Origin of the sequence: Limnobacter sp. 130 (genome assembly GCF_902506325.1) — a bacterium.
Classification (GTDB): domain Bacteria; phylum Pseudomonadota; class Gammaproteobacteria; order Burkholderiales; family Burkholderiaceae_B; genus Limnobacter.
Genome location: NZ_LR732330.1, coordinates 476,378 through 490,970, shown reverse-complemented (window position 1 = coordinate 490,970; position 14,593 = coordinate 476,378). Strand labels below are relative to the sequence as shown.

14 protein-coding genes are annotated in these 14,593 nt (G+C 52.0%); 13 read left to right on the top strand and 1 reads right to left on the bottom strand.

Annotation, left to right across the window (positions count from 1 at the left end; translation table 11 throughout):
- Positions 1 to 55 precede the first annotated feature (55 nt).
- The 10 genes from FRIGORI9N_RS11320 (at position 56) to FRIGORI9N_RS11275 (ending at position 10,522) form a co-directional block, all read left to right on the top strand.
- Positions 56 to 1,282: a pyridoxal phosphate-dependent aminotransferase gene (locus FRIGORI9N_RS11320; RefSeq protein ID WP_159570946.1), complete on the top strand. Its 1,227-nt coding sequence runs from the start codon at positions 56 to 58 to the stop codon at positions 1,280 to 1,282.
- Positions 1,283 to 1,289: 7 nt separating this feature from the next.
- Positions 1,290 to 2,603, top strand: coding sequence for a homoserine dehydrogenase (locus FRIGORI9N_RS11315; protein ID WP_159570943.1), 1,314 nt, complete (start codon positions 1,290 to 1,292; stop codon positions 2,601 to 2,603).
- A 1-nt stretch (position 2,604) separates the two neighbouring features.
- Positions 2,605 to 4,020 (top strand): threonine synthase, encoded by a 1,416-nt coding sequence (gene thrC / locus FRIGORI9N_RS11310; protein WP_159570940.1) that lies wholly within the window; start codon positions 2,605 to 2,607, stop codon positions 4,018 to 4,020.
- A 124-nt stretch (positions 4,021 to 4,144) separates the two neighbouring features.
- Complete coding sequence (locus FRIGORI9N_RS11305) at positions 4,145 to 5,557, top strand: sigma-54 dependent transcriptional regulator (protein WP_159570937.1); 1,413 nt, start codon at positions 4,145 to 4,147, stop codon at positions 5,555 to 5,557.
- Positions 5,542 to 7,704: a cache domain-containing protein gene (locus FRIGORI9N_RS11300; RefSeq protein WP_159570934.1), complete on the top strand. Its 2,163-nt coding sequence runs from the start codon at positions 5,542 to 5,544 to the stop codon at positions 7,702 to 7,704. Before FRIGORI9N_RS11305 ends, FRIGORI9N_RS11300 begins: the two co-directional genes overlap by 16 nt.
- Position 7,705: 1 nt before the next feature.
- Positions 7,706 to 8,206, top strand: a complete 501-nt coding sequence (gene mobB, locus FRIGORI9N_RS11295) for a molybdopterin-guanine dinucleotide biosynthesis protein B (RefSeq protein WP_159570931.1) — start codon at positions 7,706 to 7,708, stop codon at positions 8,204 to 8,206.
- Positions 8,199 to 9,419, top strand: coding sequence for a gephyrin-like molybdotransferase Glp (gene glp / locus FRIGORI9N_RS11290; RefSeq protein ID WP_159570928.1), 1,221 nt, complete (start codon positions 8,199 to 8,201; stop codon positions 9,417 to 9,419). Before mobB ends, glp begins: the two co-directional genes overlap by 8 nt.
- Positions 9,416 to 9,673 carry a molybdopterin converting factor subunit 1 gene (gene moaD / locus FRIGORI9N_RS11285; protein WP_159570925.1) on the top strand — a complete coding sequence of 86 codons (258 nt, stop codon included), beginning with the start codon at positions 9,416 to 9,418 and terminating at the stop codon, positions 9,671 to 9,673. Before glp ends, moaD begins: the two co-directional genes overlap by 4 nt.
- Before the next feature lies 1 nt (position 9,674).
- Positions 9,675 to 10,142, top strand: a complete 468-nt coding sequence (gene moaE, locus FRIGORI9N_RS11280; RefSeq protein ID WP_159570922.1) for a molybdopterin synthase catalytic subunit MoaE — start codon at positions 9,675 to 9,677, stop codon at positions 10,140 to 10,142.
- Positions 10,139 to 10,522 carry a CrcB family protein gene (locus tag FRIGORI9N_RS11275; RefSeq protein ID WP_236550877.1) on the top strand — a complete coding sequence of 128 codons (384 nt, stop codon included), beginning with the start codon at positions 10,139 to 10,141 and terminating at the stop codon, positions 10,520 to 10,522. The genes moaE and FRIGORI9N_RS11275 overlap by 4 nt, the downstream gene beginning before the upstream one ends.
- A gap of 16 nt (positions 10,523 to 10,538) precedes the next feature.
- Here the strand turns inward: FRIGORI9N_RS11275 and FRIGORI9N_RS11270 are convergent, their stop codons facing one another.
- Positions 10,539 to 11,009 (bottom strand): rhodanese-like domain-containing protein, encoded by a 471-nt coding sequence (locus tag FRIGORI9N_RS11270; RefSeq protein ID WP_159570919.1) that lies wholly within the window; start codon positions 11,007 to 11,009, stop codon positions 10,539 to 10,541.
- Positions 11,010 to 11,345: 336 nt separating this feature from the next.
- Between FRIGORI9N_RS11270 and glnA the strand changes: the two genes are divergently transcribed.
- The 3 genes from glnA (at position 11,346) to glnL (ending at position 14,575) form a co-directional block, all read left to right on the top strand.
- Positions 11,346 to 12,758, top strand: a complete 1,413-nt coding sequence (gene glnA, locus FRIGORI9N_RS11265; protein WP_159570916.1) for a type I glutamate--ammonia ligase — start codon at positions 11,346 to 11,348, stop codon at positions 12,756 to 12,758.
- Between the two features lie 177 nt (positions 12,759 to 12,935).
- Positions 12,936 to 13,463, top strand: a complete 528-nt coding sequence (locus tag FRIGORI9N_RS11260; RefSeq protein WP_159570913.1) for a DUF4124 domain-containing protein — start codon at positions 12,936 to 12,938, stop codon at positions 13,461 to 13,463.
- 5 nt (positions 13,464 to 13,468) lie between these two features.
- The gene (glnL, locus tag FRIGORI9N_RS11255; protein WP_236550876.1) at positions 13,469 to 14,575 is read left to right on the top strand and encodes a nitrogen regulation protein NR(II); all 1,107 of its coding nucleotides are present in this window, start codon (positions 13,469 to 13,471) and stop codon (positions 14,573 to 14,575) included.
- The last annotated feature ends 18 nt before the right edge of the window (positions 14,576 to 14,593 follow it).

The following is a 14,593-nucleotide window of genomic DNA, read 5'->3' as shown; positions in this document are numbered from 1 at the left end:
AAGACTTTGCGCGAGCAAAAGAATAACAACCTTAACAATCTACACACAGGTCGACATGAAACCCATTCTCAAATCTGCCAAGCTGGCCAATGTTTGCTATGACATCCGCGGACCGGTGATGCAGCGAGCGCGGCAGCTGGAAGAGGAAGGGCACCGAATCCTGAAGCTCAACATTGGCAATCTGGCTCCTTTTGGGTTCGAAGCACCCGACGAAGTTCGGCAAGACGTGATCATGAATCTGGGCGATGCCTCGGGCTACAGCGACAGCAAAGGCCTGTTTGCAGCGCGCAAGTCCATCATGCATTACACCCAGCAAAAGAAAATCAAGGGTGTAACACTCGACGACATCATCGTTGGCAATGGTGTGTCTGAGTTGATCGTGATGAGCATGCAGGGGCTATTGAACAATGGCGATGAGGTGCTGGTACCTGCGCCGGATTACCCCCTGTGGACCGCTGCCGTCAGTATTTCTGGCGGTACGCCGCGCCACTACCTTTGCGATGAGCAAAGCGATTGGTACCCCGACACCAAACACCTTCGCAGCCTGATCAATGAAAAAACCAAGGCCATGGTCATCATCAACCCCAACAACCCGACGGGTGCTTTGTACCCCGAGGAAGTGTTGCAGGAGCTGATCCAGATTGCCCGTGAGCACCAGCTGATTATTTTTGCGGACGAAATTTACGACAAAATGCTGTACGACGGTGCCGAGCACACCTCGATTGCCTCGCTGGCCGACGACGTGTTGTTCATCACCATGAACGGTTTGTCCAAAAACTACCGCGCCTGTGGTTACAGGGCAGGCTGGATGGTGATTTCCGGCGACAAGCGGCATGCCACCGATTACATCGACGGTTTGGGCATCATGGCGTCCATGCGCCTGTGTGCCAACGTGCCGGGCCAGTACGCCATTCAAACCTCGCTGGGCGGCTATCAAAGTATCAACGACCTGGTGGGTCCGGGTGGGCGTTTAACCCGTCAGCGCGATTTGGCCTACGATTTAATGACTTCCATTCCTGGCGTTACTTGTGTGAAGCCCAAGGCAGCGTTGTATCTGTTTCCGCGCCTGGACCCCAAAATTTACCCCATCAAGAACGATCAACGCTTTGTGCTTGAACTGTTAGAGGCTGAAAAGGTACTTGTGGTGCAGGGTACAGGCTTTAATTGGATCAATCCGGATCATTTCCGGGTGGTTTTCCTACCCAACACCGATGATTTGACGGACGCAGTTGGTAGAATTGCACGCTTCCTGGAAAGTTATCGAAAACAACACCTTGGCTGATTTAAAAATGAATAAACCTCTTCGAGTGGCCCTGCTGGGTTTGGGTACTGTCGGTTCTGGCACATTCAACGTGCTGAAAGACAATGCGAGTGAAATTGAACGCCGTGTGGGTTTTCCCATTCAGATCAAAGTCATCGCCGACCTGAATACCGAGAAAGCCCGTGAACTGGCTGGCCCCGGTGTTGAGGTATTGGGTGATGCATTCGAAGCGGTCAAGCGCGATGATATCGACGTGGTGGTTGAGCTGATCGGTGGTTACACCATCGCCAAGCAACTGGTGTTGGCCGCAATCGATGCAGGCAAACACGTAGTAACCGCCAACAAGGCCTTGCTGGCGGTGCATGGCGACGAAATATTTGCGGCAGCGGAAGCCAAACACGTGATGGTGGCTTTTGAAGCCGCGGTGGCCGGCGGTATTCCTGTGATCAAGTCGATCAAGGAAGGTTTGGCTGCCAACAAAATTGAGTACGTGGCCGGCATTATTAACGGCACTTGTAACTTTATCTTGTCGGAAATGCGGGACAAGGGCTTGCCGTTTACTGAAGTATTGGCCCAAGCCCAAGCCTTCGGATATGCCGAAGCAGACCCCACATTCGACATTGAAGGCGTGGACGCCGCCCACAAAATTAGCCTGTTGAGCTCGCTTGCTTTTGGTGTGCCCGTGCAGTTCGAAAAAGCCTACATTGAAGGCATTACCAAACTGACCAAGGAAGACATTCAGTTTGCTGAGCAACTGGGTTATCGTGTGAAATTGCTGGGCATTGCCAAGCGCACCGATCAAGGCGTTGAGCTGCGGGTGCACCCCACATTGATACCGGGCAAGCGCCTGATCGCCAATGTAGAAGGCGTGATGAATGCGGTGCTGGTGAAGTCCAACGCCGTGGGCCCAACCTTGTACTACGGCGCAGGTGCGGGCAGTTTGCCCACGGCATCAGCTGTGGTGGCTGACCTGATCGAAATTGCACGTGCAAGCCAGGGGCCATTGGCCAGCCGCGTGCCTGTGCTTGCGTTCCAAAAGTCGGGCATTCAGAATCTGGAAGTATTGCCCATGGAGAAGGTGGTTACGGCCTTTTACCTGCGCTTGGCGGTGGACGATCGCCCGGGTGTGCTTGCTGAAGTGACGCGCCTGTTGGCCGACAATCAAATTTCAATCGAGGCCATGATTCAGCGCCAAGCCACAAGTGAGAAAGAGACCGCTGAAATTGTGCTGTTGACTCACCGTTGTGTGGAAGGCGACGTCAACAAAGCGATTTCCAAAATTGAAGCCTTGGACAGCGTACATGGCCCATTGACTCGTATTCGCGTAGAGGACTTGAGCTGAAATGAAATACTTCAGCAGCCGAGGGGGAATGGACCCCCAAGATTTCTCGGAGATTTTGCTGGAAGGGCTGGCCCCTGACGGCGGCTTGGCCGTACCCGAGTTTTATCCGCAAGTGCCCCTGCATGTGCTGGAAAGCTGGAAAGACCTGAGCTATGGTGAATTGGCATTTGAGGTGTTGAAGCCCTATGCCACCGACATTCCCGAAGCCGATCTGAAAGCACTGACCACCAAAACCTACACCAAGGCGGTGTATGGCACCGAAGAAATTACGCCGATTCGTGAGCTGTTTGATGGCATGAAGGTGTTGGAGCTGTCCAACGGCCCCACCTTGGCCTTCAAAGACATGGCCATGCAGTTGTTGGGCAATTTGTTTGAGTACCAATTGGCCCGCACCAACCGCGAGTTGAATATTTTGGGTGCAACCAGTGGTGACACGGGTTCTGCAGCTGAATATGCCATGCGTGGCAAGAAAGGCGTGCGTGTTTTCATGCTGAGCCCGGCAGGTAAAATGAGCGCGTTTCAGCGCGCGCAAATGTACAGTCTTCAAGACCCCAATATTTTCAACATTGCTGTTGATGGCTTGTTCGATGATTGCCAAGACATCGTAAAGGCGGTCAGCGAAGACCTGGTCTTCAAAGCGCGTCAAAAAATCGGCACGGTGAATTCCATCAACTGGGGGCGTATTTCCGCCCAGGTGGTTTATTACTTCAACGCTTACCTGCGTACGGCTGAAAAAATCGGTGATCCGGTCAGTTTTGCCGTGCCTTCCGGTAATTTCGGAAACGTGTTGGCCGGTCACATTGCGCGCCAAATGGGTTTGCCCATTCGCAAACTAATTGTGGCCACCAATGAAAACAACGTGCTGGACGAATTTTTCAAAACCGGTGTGTATCGCCCGCGTAAATCTGTGGAAACCTACATTACCTCCAGCCCGTCGATGGACATTTCCAAAGCTTCGAATTTTGAGCGCTTTGTGTACGACTTGCTGGGCCGAGACCCCAAGGCATTGAAGGCCTTGTGGCAAGGTTTGGCGAAAAACGGTCACTTTGACCTGTCCCATGATTCGCGCTTCAAACACATCGAATCAGACTTCGGGTTTCAGTCGGGCTCATCCAGCCATCAAAATCGTCTGGATACCATCAAGGAAGTGTATGCCCGCACCGGTACTTTGATCGACACACATACTGCAGACGCAGTCAAGGTGGCTCGAGACCTGGTGGAGCCCGGTGTACCCATGGTGGTTTTGGAAACAGCGCTGGCGGTGAAATTTGCCGAAACCATTGAAGAAGCCACAGGCCAAACACCACCTGTACCGGCCCAGTTCCAGGGCATCGAGAAGTTGCCGCAGCGTGTAACTGAAATGCCAGTTTCAGTAGAACAGGTCAAAGCATTCATTACCGACAACACTGGGCTTTAAATCGTTCCAGTTCGGTATTTCAAACAATCGTTTGCCTGCAAGTAATAGGGTTTACCTAACTTGCAGGTACAAACGGAATCATGAACAATGGCAAAGTTAAGTAACACCTCGTGAAGCCACTGTTTTGACCTCTCAATCCAACACCGTTGACCTTCCCCAAGTTGCCGCAGGCCAAGGCATTGACGCCCAGCCCAGAAAGGGTTTGGCCGCATTGGCGGTGGATGACGAGCCCGGCATGCGCCACTTTCTGGAAAAAGCGCTGGAAACCCGTTTTGCCCGGGTAGACACGGCTGGTTCCGTTGAAATGGCGCAAGCACTGTTTGACGGCCATGACTACAGCACTGTGGTGCTCGATGTGAGCCTGCCGGGTAAAAGTGGCTTGTCTTGGTTGAATGAGTTGCGGCAAGGTGGTTATGAAGGCGATGTGATTTTAATCACAGGCTATGCCGACATGGACACTGCAATTGGTGCACTGCGGGCTGGGGCTCAGGATTTTCTGCAAAAACCGTTTCGAATTGATCAGCTTTGGTATGCGCTGGATCGCGCGGCTGATCAAAACCGCTTGAAGCGCGAAAACTTTGTATTGAAACGGGCAGTTTCCAACCTGCAACAAAACGAGCAGGTAATGGTGGGTGAAAGCCCGATTGTGCGCCAGCTCCGAAAGCTGGTGGCCAAAGTGGCCCCCACAGATTCAACCGTGTTGCTTACAGGTGAGTCAGGCTCAGGCAAAGAAGTGTTGGCCCGTACGCTTCATGGCATGAGCCTGCGCAGCGAACGCCCGTTTGTGCCAATTAACTGTGGTGCCATTTCCCCTGAGCTGATTGAAAGCGAGTTGTTTGGTCATGCCAAAGGTGCTTTCACCGGTGCCAATGAATCGCATCAGGGTCTGTTCTATTACGCACAAGGTGGCACCCTGTTTCTCGATGAAATTGGCGAGTTGCCGCTCAGCATGCAAACCAAATTACTGCGTGTTCTCGAGGATCGGCGAATTCGGCCCGTGGGCAGTACCAAGGAAGTGGATGTGGATGTGCGCATTGTTGCTGCCACGAACGTGAATCTGGATGTCGAGGTTAAGCGAGGGCGCTTCAGGCAAGACTTGTACTACCGCTTGCAGGTGATGCCAATTGAAATGCCGCCCCTGAGAACCCGCCCGGAAGACATCGAACTGTTGGCCAATTACTTCATCAAGGTGTTTGCCAAAAAGCTGCGCATTGATCCATTGACAATCAGCCCCGACATGCTGGCCCGCTTGCAGGCTTATGAATGGCCAGGCAATGTGCGCGAGCTTCGCAACTTCATTGAACGTTCATTGATTCTAGGCTACTTCCCCAAAGAAGACTTGCCTTTGAATCTTGATCTGGATGAGCGAGAGCAAACCGAAGAAGACCCACAAAATGAATCACTTGAACAGGTTGAAAAGGCCCACATTCTCCGTGTGTTGAATGCGTGCAGCGGAAATAAATCCGAGGCGGCGCGTCGCTTGGGCGTGTCCCGAAAAACACTTGAACGAAAGTGCATGGCGTGGAGCCAAGAATAGGTCAGCGGCCGTTTCCGCCACGCGGGCATTTCTGGCCCAGCCACTGGACTGTCAAAACCAAACTGGTTGTTACAGCCTGTATCCCTTTGCTGGTACTTATACCAATTGTGGCCATGTTGGTGTGGTCGGCTGGGCAAGCTGCCTACACCAAAATCCTGATTTCAAAGGTACGCAGCGATCTGGTGCTGGCACAGCAAGAACTTACCGATGTGCAAGAAAGTAAATCGCAAGCGTTAAAGGCCTGGTCCGAGAGCGCCTTTCTTCGAAATTTGTTGAGCCAGCGTGGTGGCAAACTGAATAACAAAGACCTGCAAACGCAGGCAGAGCGACTCGGTTTTGCTTACCTTCGTTTGATCAGTCCAACTGGCATGGTTGTGAATTCGTTTCCGTCTCGCTTGCCCTACATGCTCGACCCCGAGGTTCAAAAGTCGGTGAAGTTTCGAGAGTCGGGCAGTTACACTGTGTTGCTCTCGAACAAAGAGCTGAAGGACATTTCTCCCGATCTCGCGTCGAGTGCAGTGCAAGCCATTATTCCCACATCCAACGCCAGTCCTTCACCCAAAAGTACCGAAGATCGAGGTTTGGTCGTTCAGGTTCTGCAACCTGTTTTCAACGACGGCAACATGCTGGGTTACCTGGAAGGTGGCTTGCTGTTGAACGGCAACCTGAGTTTGGTGGATGAGATCAACAACCTGATTTACTCGCCCAATACTTTGCTGGAAGGTTCGATCGGCACCACGACGATTTTTCTGGAAGACGTGCGTGTGGCCACCACGGTTCGTCGCGATGGGGAGTCGCGTGCCTTGGGTACCCGAGTTTCCGATGTGGTTCGGCAAAGTGTGTTGGGGCGCGGTGAAGTGTGGCTGGAACGCGCCTTTGTTGTGAACGACTGGTATGTGGCCGCTTACGCACCGTTGTTGAGCCCGGAGGGCGCACGGATCGGCATGTTTTATGTCGGCTTTCTGGAAGCACCTTACGCCAATATCAAAACCCAGTTGCTGATTTTGTTTTTGCTGGCGGTGGGCGCTGCCATGGTGTTGGGTGCCATGATGGTGGTGCGCTTGACTTCGGGTATTTTTTACCCGCTGCGCCGCATGAACTACATTATGAGTCTGCAGGAAAAGGGCGATACAGCAGCCCGTGTGGGTGATCTTCGCCGCGAGGATGAGTTTGCTGACCTGGCCAATCACTTTGATGCTTTGCTGGATCAACTGGATGCTCGCCGCAGCGAGTTGCTTGGCTTGAATGAGCAATTGGATGAGCGTGTGCGGCAACGAACGGCAGATTTGCAAGCGGCCAATCAAAAACTTCATCAGGCGGTGGAACAGTTGCTGGCCTCCGAGAAATTGGCGGCTTTGGGGCAATTGACTGCGGGTATTGCCCATGAATTCAATAACCCCTTGGCGATCATGATGGGGCATCTGGATTTGATTCGCATCACCTTGAACGATCCTGAAAGCGCAAAAACATTGCGTTTGCTCGATGAGCAAGTTCATCGCATGCGCAATATTGTTCAAAAGCTGCTGCAATTTTGCAGACCAGATGAATATGCTTCTTACACCGAAGAAGTCAGTGTCAATGAAATCATTCAGGACAGTATTTTGTTCGTTCGCAATGAAATTGACACGGCGCGTGCGCAATTGAAGTTTGATTTTTCTGCGCAGCAAACGGTGCAAATCAGCAAAACCGAATTGCAGCAGGTCATGGTGAATTTGTTGATCAATGCAACCCATGCATTGGAGGGGGCCTTTGATGCGCAGTTTGCCGCTTTGAATGAAGGGCCCACCATTTGCATAAAAACTGCAGATGTTCGTTTGAGCGATGGTCAGCAAGCAGTGCAAATTCTGGTACAAAACAACGGTGAAGCGATTCCCCCTGATCGCCTGCAACTCATTTTCAAAATGTTCTACACCAGCAAACAGGCTGGTCGGGGAACCGGTTTGGGTTTGCCAGTATCGCGGATGTTGGTGCAACGTTATGGTGGCGATTTGTTGGCCGCCAGCCCGGTGGTGCCTGAAGGTGAACCACAATTCGGTGCGTGTTTCGAAATCGTATTGCGTTGCAAGGCGCGTCCATCCGCGGATATTTTGAAGGAAACAGGTCAGCAGCTTTTGCTGATCGAGAAGCAACTGTCAGAAGGAAACTGAAGTGCCCAAGGTGTTTGGCTTTGCCGGTTTTTCCGGCGTGGGTAAAACCACATTGATTGAACAGCTCTTGCCCATTTTGATTGGCGAGGGCGTTCGGGTGTCTGTGATTAAACATGCCCATCACGATTTTGACATTGATCGACCGGGCAAGGACTCGTATCGGCACCGCGAGGCGGGCGCCTATGAAGTACTGATTACAGCCAACAAGCGTTGGGTGTTAATGCACGAGTTGCGCAATGAAACCGAGCCCACCCTGGAAGAGCAACTTGAAAAGCTGTCTCCTTGTGACTTGGTGATTGTTGAAGGTTTCAAAAGGGCAGATATTCCAAAAATTGAAATTTGGCGGGAGGCCAACGGCAAGCCAGTGTTGTATCCTCAGGATCAAAACATTGTGGCTGTGGCTTGCGACACTGAAATTGAATGCCGCGGCTTGCCGGTGCTCCCCTTGAATGACCCCGCTTCAATTGCGAAATTTATTCTGAAACGGTTTTTGAATGATTGATTTGAATGATTTGCTTGAGCAGGTGTGGCCGATTGCCGCCCAGCAAGCAATGCGTACTGAATCTGTGGAATTGAAGAATGCCTTGAGCCGTGTATTGGCCGAAGACGTTGTGTCCACGTTAAACGTACCGCAGCACGACAACAGTGGCATGGATGGGTACGCAGTTCGATGTGCCGATTTACAGCCGGGTCAACCATTCAGGGTGTCTCAACGTGTGCCTGCCGGTTCTTCACCGCAACATTTGCAGCCAGGAACGGTGGCCCGAATATTCACCGGCGCACCAATTCCTCCGGGCGCAGATTCCGTGATCATGCAGGAAGACGCTGTGGTCAATGACGACGCCAGCGTCACGTTCAACGCCTTGTCAAAGCCAGGGCAATGGATACGCCGCGCGGGCGAAGACATTGCGAGCGGGCAGGTGGTGTTGGCCAAAGGCTCCCGCCTGGATGCAATTCATGTGGGTTTACTGGCCTCGATTGGTGTGCCCGCTGTGACGGTCACCAAGCGCCTGAAAGTGGGTGTCATGGTCACTGGCAGCGAGCTTCAAAGCCCCGGAGAAGTTTTACAGCCCGGTCAAATTTACAACTCCAACGAGTATGTGTGGTGTGGTCTTCTTGAGTCGATGAATATGGAAGTGCGCTCGGTGGGCATTGTTCCTGATAATTTTGAGGCCACCTGCACTGCGCTACAGTCTTTGGCCGATTGCGATGCGGTGATCAGCTCGGGTGGGGTGTCGGTTGGCGAAGAAGATCATGTGAAACCCGCCATTGAAAAAGTGGGGCAGCTGCGTTCATGGAAAGTGGCGATGAAGCCCGGCAAGCCCATTGCATTTGGTCACATCAATCGACCAGGTGGTGGGCAAAGCTGGTTTTTCGGGTTGCCTGGTAATCCAGTCTCGAGCGCAGTCGCTTTTCAGTTGATTGTGAAACCCTTTCTGGGCCTGCTGGAAGGCCAGGCCCGAAATGAGGTGGACTGGCGTTCGCGCATGCGAAAAGTAAAAGCGGATTTTGCCTGGAGCAAGCCCGATTCTCGCCGTGAAGAGTTTTTGCGGGTCGATGTACAATCTGACAAAGCGGGTTTGTTTGCGAATCAAAGCTCGGGCGTGTTGACTTCGCTGGCCAGCTCCAGCGGTTTGATCAGATTGGCGAAAGGGCAGCAAGTTGAGCCGGGCGGCTGGGTTGATTACGTGTCGTATCAGGATTTGATGAAATGAAAGTAAAAGTGCGGTTTTTTGCGAGCCTGAAAGAATATGTTGGGCGCGACGGTCTGGAGATCAACGCGATATTTTCACCTGCAACCGTGGCAGGTTTGCGTGCCTATTTGTGTGCCGAGTATCCAGATTTCGCCAGGGCCATTTCAGAAGTGGGGCGTGTGCGTGCTGCTGTAAACCAGGACATGGCCGATGATGAAACGCCCGTGGCTGAGCACGCAGAGGTCGCCTTTTTTCCGCCGGTTACAGGGGGTTGAAATGAAGCGCTCCAAGGTCTTGGTTCAAGAGGCAGATTTTGATGTGGCCGAGGAAATTCGCTGGCTTCGGCAAGGTTTGCCCGAAATTGGTGCAGTGGCAAGCTTTATTGGCACCGTGCGCGACATCAACGACAACAGCAAAGTTCAGGCAATGACCCTTGAGCATTACCCGGGCATGACGGAAAAGGCACTTGAAAACATTTTGAAGGTGGCTGATGCACGGTTCGAAATTACATCAGCCATGATCATTCACCGAGTAGGGCCACTGTATCCTGAGGATCAGATCGTGTTTGCCGCAGCCACCAGCGAACACAGGCAGCAGGCTTTTTTGGCCTGCGAGTTCATCATGGATTACCTGAAAACAGAAGCGCCCTTCTGGAAAAAGGAAGACACGCCTGACGGTGCGCGTTGGGTGTCCGCACGCGACAGCGACGATTCCGCCAAAACACGTTGGGAGCAGGCTCAGTGAGTGCGCTGAACGCCTTGGCAGTGTTTGTGGGCGCAGGCTTGGGTGGAGTAGGGCGTTATGGCCTGGGGTTGGTATTGATTCAACCCGCCTGGTTACCTTTTCAAATCGGGACCTTGGCGGCCAACCTGGCGGGCGGCTTTGTCGCCGGTATTTTGTTCTCGGTTTTGGGACCCGTGTGGTTAAAAGCCAACCCTGTGGGTTTGTTTCTCATGACTGGGGTATTGGGTGGGTTGACCACTTTCTCTGCCTTCACAGCCGAAGGCGCTAATTTGTTGCTCGACAAGCCTGTACTGGCCTTGGGGCATGCCGCAGTGCATGTGCTGGGCTGTTTGGCAGCGTTTTTTGTAGCTGGCAGGTTGTTTGGCCTTTTCGGGCAATAATGCCCACATTGCGGCGTTAATGTTGCTCCCAGGGCAGCCCATGAAAACGCCAGCCATTTGTACTCGAACGCTGGTGAAAGTCGTTCTTGTCACCCTCAAATCCTTCCAGAACATTGATTGCAAATTCAAAACCATGCTTGGCAGCCAATGTGGCGGCATGGTGTGAGCGAGCACCGCTTCTGCAAATAAAAAGTACCGGTTGATGCTTTTCAACCCGCGCTTCAATTTGAGCAATAAAGTCTGGGTTGCGTATTCCGTCGGGATAATTGTTCCACTCCACGTGAAATGAGCGGTCCTCTGAAAAACTCACTTGCCCAACCCAATCCAGTTCTGCGTCTGTTCGCACATCGATCAGCACGGCATTTTCATCGGTATTGAGTAACGCCCAGGCTTCTTGGGGGGTCAGCGCGCCCAAATAGCCCAGCCCCTTTTCAGACGCGTACTGTTTGGCCAGGTCAATCAATTGTTGTGAGGTGGATGGTGGCATCAAGATGTTGTTCGCAAATGGCATTATCAATGAGTGTATTGTAATACAAGCATGCGATCGATTAGACAAAATACTAATTTGCACCGTTGTGGTGCGTTTTGCACTGTAATGGTGCAAATCAGATTGGGTTGATTCAAAGTGACCTGCGTGAAGCCTTGATTTGGTGTTGCCTGCGACTTGGTATGAACTTTGCTTTACCCCTCCACGTTGAAGATTGAATTCGTGCTGAGCGTCATATATAGCTGTATCGAACGTGCTATTGTTTCGCTTAAATCAAAGAGTTCAACCCAGAATTTTTTTAGATCACTATCCACCTCACGTACCAGGAGATTTTCAATGGCGACCGCCCAAGATGTAATGAAGATGGTTGCGGAAAACGAAGTGAAGTTTATTGACTTCCGCTTCACCGACACCAAAGGCAAAGAACAGCACGTGTCTGTGCCAGTTAAGATGTTTGACGAAGACAAGTTCGAGTCTGGCCATGCATTCGATGGCTCTTCCATCGCTGGCTGGAAAGGCATTGAAGCCTCTGACATGCTATTGGTGCCCGATGCTGACACTGCTCGCATGGACCCGTTCCGCGAAGAGCCCACACTGATTTTGACTTGCGATGTAATCGAGCCAACCGATGGCAAGGGTTACGACCGCGACCCACGCTCCATCGCGCGCCGTGCTGAAGCTTACCTGAAGTCCTCTGGCCTGGGCGACACTGCCTACTTCGGTCCAGAACCCGAATTCTTTATTTTCGACAGCATCACCTGGGGTGATGAAATGTCTGGCTGTTTCTTCAAGATCAAATCAGAAGAAGCTGCATGGTCTACCAGCATCGATTACGAACACGGTAACCTGGGTCATCGCCCAACAGTAAAAGGCGGCTATTTCCCTGTGTCCCCAACTGATTCTTTCCAGGACATTCGTTCGGAAATGTGTCTGTTGCTGGAACAGCAAGGCGTACCCGTTGAAGTGCACCACCACGAAGTGGCTGGCGCAGGCCAGAACGAAATCGGCACCATGTTCTCTACGCTGACCAAGCGCGCTGACTGGACTCAAATTTTGAAGTACACCGTATGGAACGTGGCCGCCAGCTATGGCAAAACAGCCACATTCATGCCCAAGCCAATGTGGGGCGACAACGGTTCCGGTATGCACGTTCACCAGTCGATCTGGAAAGACGGCGTGAACCTGTTTGCTGGTAACGGTTACGCAGGTTTGTCTGATTTCGCCCTGTATTACATCGGCGGTATCATCAAGCACGCACGTGCCCTGAACGCGATCACCAACCCATCTACAAACTCGTACAAGCGTTTGGTGCCTCATTACGAAGCGCCGGTAAAACTGGCTTACTCTGCCAAGAACCGTTCTGCTTCTATCCGCATTCCGCACGTTGCCAACCCCAAGGGTCGCCGCATTGAAGCGCGCTTCCCGGATCCAATGGCCAACCCATACCTGGCGTTTTCTGCCTTGTTGATGGCTGGTCTGGACGGCATTCAGAACAAGATTCACCCCGGTGAAGCCTCAACCAAAAACCTGTATGACTTGCCTCCAGAAGAAGACGCATTGGTACCAACCGTGTGTTCCAGCCTGGAACAGGCATTGGAAGCCCTGCAGGCTGACCACGAGTTCCTGACTCGTGGTGGCGTGTTCAGCAAGGAAATGATTGATTCATACATTGCCTTGAAAATGGAAGAAGTTCAGCGCTTGCGCATGAGCCCACACCCAGCTGAATATGACATGTACTACGGCCTGTAATTCAGACTGTACGCATTAGTCCGATGTGAAAATGGCCCTGCAAAGGGCCATTTTTGTTTTGAACAGTTTGTAAAGGTCTTCCCCCGTCTGGTATCAGCACTCGCCTTCAATGGGGAGGGGCTTCCGAAGGGGATCGAGTATCATGAAAGTCGTCCGGAATTTTTTAGAGATGCAACCATGGTGAAGTCGAGCGTCATCCAACATTTATTTTTTGCCTTGGTGCTGGGGGTTTTTGTTGTACCCAAGGCGCAAGCCAAAGGCACCGAGATGTTTGTGTGTACAGGCGCAGACGGTGTTCGAACCTATCAAAACTCGGATGGTGGTGACGGCTGTGTGCCGTTGAACCTGAATCCGATTACTGTGGTGCCTTCTCCCCGTTCAGCGTCAAAAAGCAACGGAATGTCTGGGCCTTCCTCCACAGGTGGTTCTGGAAGGCGAGCCACGGCTGCTTACGACAACCGTTCAGCCGCCGATTTCAATGCGAAAGACGATCGGATGAAAATTATGCAAGAAGAGTTGCGCATTGAAGAAAGCAAGTTGAAGTCTTTGCAAGACGAATACAAAAACGGTCAGCCTGATCGCTTGGGCAGTGAGAAAAATTACCAAAAATATTTGGACCGTGTTTCACGACTTGAGCAGGAAATCATGGTGACCAATGACAATATTGAAATTCTTAAAACAGAATTGATCCGTCTTTCAAAATAGCTGTTTTGAATGCCGCCGGGTCACCCGAGGACGAAGTGAAAAAAGAACGGTTTCAAGGCATTGAATTGTTGGCCACTGCGGTGGTGGTAAGTAACCCGGAAGGCGTGGTGTTGTACGCCAATCTGTCTGCCGAAACTTTGCTTGAAGTGTCACGGCGAAGCCTGGATGGGCAGTCACTGGCCGCGTGGTTCGTCGAGGCCAATGCGTTTCGGGAGTTTCTCAACAAATCCCTGGCAGATCCCTTTGGTGTCAAGCGGCAGGTGTTTGAACTGATTCGCCCAAGCGGTACCTCAGAGCATGTGCACGTGACTCTTTCATGTCCCGATGGTGCCAACGGCGTCACCGTGATCGAGCTGCGTGAAATTGAACAGCAGCTCAAAGTAGATCGCGAAGCCAGAATGATGGACCAGTCGCTTGCGAACAAAGAGCTGATTCGCAACCTGGCCCATGAAATCAAGAATCCTTTGGGTGGTATTCGCGGCGCTGCGCAGTTGCTTGAAATTGAGCTGCCTTCACCCGAGCTAAAAGAGTACACGCAGGTGGTGATCAAGGAATCAGATCGCCTGCAAACCCTGGTTGATCGTCTGCTGGCCCCGCACCGCAAACCTCACATTGTCTCTATGATGAATATTCACGAGGTGTGCGAGCGCGTCCGTTCTGTGATTTTGGCTGAGCATCCAAAAGGTTTGAAATTCGTTCGTGACTACGACATTTCCATCCCCGAGTTTTTGGGCGACCTGGAGCAGCTTATTCAGGCAATCCTGAATATAGTGCGCAACGCTGCACAAGCTTTGGCACCACAAATCGCAGAAAGCACCGCACAAATAACTCTATGCACCAGAGTGGTGCGTAGGGTAACCTTAAACCGCAAACAACACAGGCTGGCATTAGACTTGCAAGTGATCGACAACGGACCCGGCATACCTGCTGAAATCATGGAAAGAATTTTTTTCCCGCTGGTTTCCGGGCGTGAGGGCGGCAGTGGTTTGGGCTTAACGTTGGCTCAAACATTCGTGCAACAACACGAAGGCATTATTGAATGCAGCTCCACACCGGGAAGAACACTTTTTAAAGTCACATTGCCGCTGCAGTTTGATCACGCTACCAACTGAGCGGTTTGAAGGAACCAC

Coding starts and splice junctions, on each gene's coding strand:
- FRIGORI9N_RS11260 (WP_159570913.1), top strand. CDS start 12,936: ATGGTGAAGTCGAGCGTCATCCAACATTTATTTTTTGCCTTGGTGCTG.
- FRIGORI9N_RS11315 (WP_159570943.1), top strand. CDS start 1,290: ATGAATAAACCTCTTCGAGTGGCCCTGCTGGGTTTGGGTACTGTCGGT.
- moaD (WP_159570925.1), top strand. CDS start 9,416: ATGAAAGTAAAAGTGCGGTTTTTTGCGAGCCTGAAAGAATATGTTGGG.
- moaE (WP_159570922.1), top strand. CDS start 9,675: ATGAAGCGCTCCAAGGTCTTGGTTCAAGAGGCAGATTTTGATGTGGCC.
- FRIGORI9N_RS11320 (WP_159570946.1), top strand. CDS start 56: ATGAAACCCATTCTCAAATCTGCCAAGCTGGCCAATGTTTGCTATGAC.
- glp (WP_159570928.1), top strand. CDS start 8,199: ATGATTGATTTGAATGATTTGCTTGAGCAGGTGTGGCCGATTGCCGCC.
- FRIGORI9N_RS11270 (WP_159570919.1), bottom strand. CDS start 11,009: ATGCCACCATCCACCTCACAACAATTGATTGACCTGGCCAAACAGTAC.
- thrC (WP_159570940.1), top strand. CDS start 2,605: ATGAAATACTTCAGCAGCCGAGGGGGAATGGACCCCCAAGATTTCTCG.
- glnA (WP_159570916.1), top strand. CDS start 11,346: ATGGCGACCGCCCAAGATGTAATGAAGATGGTTGCGGAAAACGAAGTG.